This window comes from Gemmatimonas sp. (assembly GCF_044376735.1).
Lineage (GTDB): Bacteria > Gemmatimonadota > Gemmatimonadetes > Gemmatimonadales > Gemmatimonadaceae > Gemmatimonas.
This window is the reverse complement of the sequence record NZ_JBILKJ010000278.1, coordinates 1-2622: the sequence shown is the minus strand read 5'-3', so window position 1 is coordinate 2622 and position 2622 is coordinate 1. Positions and strand designations below refer to the sequence as shown.

Genomic DNA, 2622 nt, shown 5'->3' with positions numbered 1-2622 from the left:
GGCCGAGCCCGTCGCTGTGGCTGGTTCGACGGCGTGGTCGTGCGGTACGCCGCGCGCGTGAACGGCCTGACCGCGCTGGCGATCACGAAGCTCGACGTGCTCGACACGCTCGACGAACTGCTGGTGTGTACGGGCTATCGGATCAACGGCGAGGTGCTCACGGAGTTTCCGGCCGACTTGCAGCTGCTGGAACACGCCGAGCCGGTGTACGAGACGATGGCGGGGTGGAATCAGTCCACGCAGGACGCGCGCAAGCTGGAAGACCTGCCGGCGGCGGCGCGGGCGTATCTCGACCGTCTCGAGGCGCTCTGTGAAACGCCGATCGCGTACGTGAGCGTCGGGACCCGTCGCGACCAGATCATTGGAGTTCACGCGGTCGTCGCATGAGCGCTTCGCTGACGACGTTCGTGGATGTGGCGATCGTCGGCGCGGGGCCGTGCGGTCTGGCGGCGGCGATCGCGGCGATACGTGGGGGCTTGTCGGTGGCGGTGTTCGATCGCGGCTGCCTCGTGAACGGCATCGCGAGCTACCCGACGTACATGACGTTCTTCAGCACTGCCGAACGCATCGCGATCGGCGGTGTGCCGTTCCTGGTGGCGACCGACAAGCCGACGCGCCGTGACGCCCTGGCCTACTATCGCGGCGTGGCGTCGCTGTATGACGTGCCGGTGCGGCAGTACGAAACTGTGGAGTCGATGCGTCCGGTGCGTCTCGATCCGCCGGGCGGTGCGCCGGTGCCCACCCGCGCGTCGCAGTGGCTGCTGCGCAGTGTGAAGCGGAGCGGCGAGGTGCTCGAAACGGCGGCGCATGCGGTGATCATCGCGACAGGCTACTTCGGCCGTCCGAATCTGCTGCAGGTGCCGGGCGAGTCGTTGCCGCACGTGCGCCATGGGTACGTGGAAGGCCACTCAGCGTGGCGCGAACCGGTGGTGATCGTGGGCGGCGGCAATTCGGCGGTGGACGCCGCACTCGACATGTACCGGGCCGGCGCGCATGTGACGATGGTGCACGTGGGTGCGACGCTCGACAACGGGGTGAAGCCCTGGGTCCGTCCGGACATCGAGGCGCGCATTCACGAAGGCAGCATCGCGGCGCACTACGAAAGCCGCGTGATCGCGATCGAGCCCGACGTGGTGGTGGTGGCGGGGCCTGACGGCGAGGTCCGCGTGCCAGCCACGCAGGTGTACACCATGACCGGATACCTGCCGGAAACCGGACTACTGGAGGCCGTGGGCGTGCCCATCGAGCCCGTCAGTGGCATTCCGGCTCACAACCCGCTCACGATGGCCACGCCGGTCACGGGTGTCTACCTTGCGGGCGTGATCGCGTCGGGGCTTTCGGCGAATCGTATCTTCATCGAGAACGGCCGCGATCACGGTGACGCGATCGTGCGGCACATCCTTTCCTGACTTCAACTCTTCGGTTCCGATGGCTTCCCAACCCGACGTGATGGACAAGCTGGTGTCGCTGTGCAAGCGCCGCGGCTTCATCTTCCAGTCCTCCGAAATCTACGGTGGCACGGGCTCGGTGTGGGACTACGGTCCGCTGGGTGTGGAACTCAAGAAGAACATCAAGGATCGCTGGTGGAACGCGATGGTGCGTTCGCGCGACGACATCGAAGGACTCGATGCGGCGATCCTGATGCACCCGCGCACCTGGGAAGCGAGCGGGCATGTGGCCGGCTTCGTCGACCCGCTGGTGGACTGCAAGACGTGCAAGGGTCGGTTCCGCGCCGACAAGCTGGAAGACGCGCGTTGCCCGCAGAAGCCCAGCAAGCAGCCCGGTCAGCATGATGCGTGTCAGCTCACGGAGGCGCGCAACTTCAACCTGATGTTCAAGACGTACATGGGCGCGCTCGAGGAGAGCGCGAGCATCGTCTATCTGCGTCCGGAAACGGCGCAGGGCATTTTCGTGAACTTCCTGAACGTACAGCAGAGCATGCGGCAGAAGGTGCCGTTCGGCATCGCGCAGATCGGTAAGGCGTTCCGCAACGAGATCACGCCGGGCAACTTCATCTTCCGTACGCGCGAATTCGAGCAGATGGAGATGCAGTTCTTCGTCGAGCCGGGCACGGACATGGAGTGGTTCGAGCAGTGGAAGCAGCTCCGCATGGAGTGGCACCTCGCGCTCGGTCTTTCGCCGGAGCGCTTGCGGTTCCATCAGCACGGCGCGGGCGAGCTTGCGCACTATGCGCGCGCCGCGTTCGACGTGACGTTCGACTTCGGCGGTACGCTGGGGTTCCAGGAAATCGAAGGGGTGCACAACCGCGGCGATTTCGATCTGACGCAGCACCAGCAGTTCTCCAGCAAGAAGCTCGAGTACTACGACCAGCTCAATAACAAGCGCTATGTGCCGTACGTGATCGAAACGTCGGTGGGCGCCGACCGCGTGACGCTGGCCGCGCTGGTGAACGCGTATCGCGAGGAGTCGGTGGAGGGCGAAGATGAAGGGCGCGTGGTGCTCGGGCTGCATCCGGCCATCGCGCCGATCAAGGCGGCCATCTTCCCGCTCACCAAGAAGGACGGTCAACCGGAGATGGCGAAGAACATGCTGCACGACCTGCGCATGGCGTTCCCGATGGACTACGACGAGTCGGGCTCGATCGGCAAGCGCTACCGCCGC

Annotated in this window: 3 protein-coding genes; all 3 read left to right on the top strand. The window is 65.4% G+C overall.

Going from position 1 to position 2622, the window contains the following annotated elements:
* The coding region (locus ACIRA7_RS16620; RefSeq protein WP_396221945.1) for an adenylosuccinate synthetase at positions 1 to 387 on the top strand (387 nt) is incomplete at its 5' end.
* On the top strand, positions 384 to 1409 hold the full coding sequence (locus ACIRA7_RS16615) for a YpdA family putative bacillithiol disulfide reductase (protein ID WP_396221944.1): 1026 nt from the start codon (positions 384 to 386) through the stop codon (positions 1407 to 1409). The genes ACIRA7_RS16620 and ACIRA7_RS16615, both read left to right, overlap by 4 nt.
* 19 nt (positions 1410 to 1428) lie before the next feature.
* Positions 1429 to 2622: glycine--tRNA ligase (locus ACIRA7_RS16610; RefSeq protein WP_396221943.1), on the top strand; the 1194-nt coding region annotated here is incomplete at its 3' end.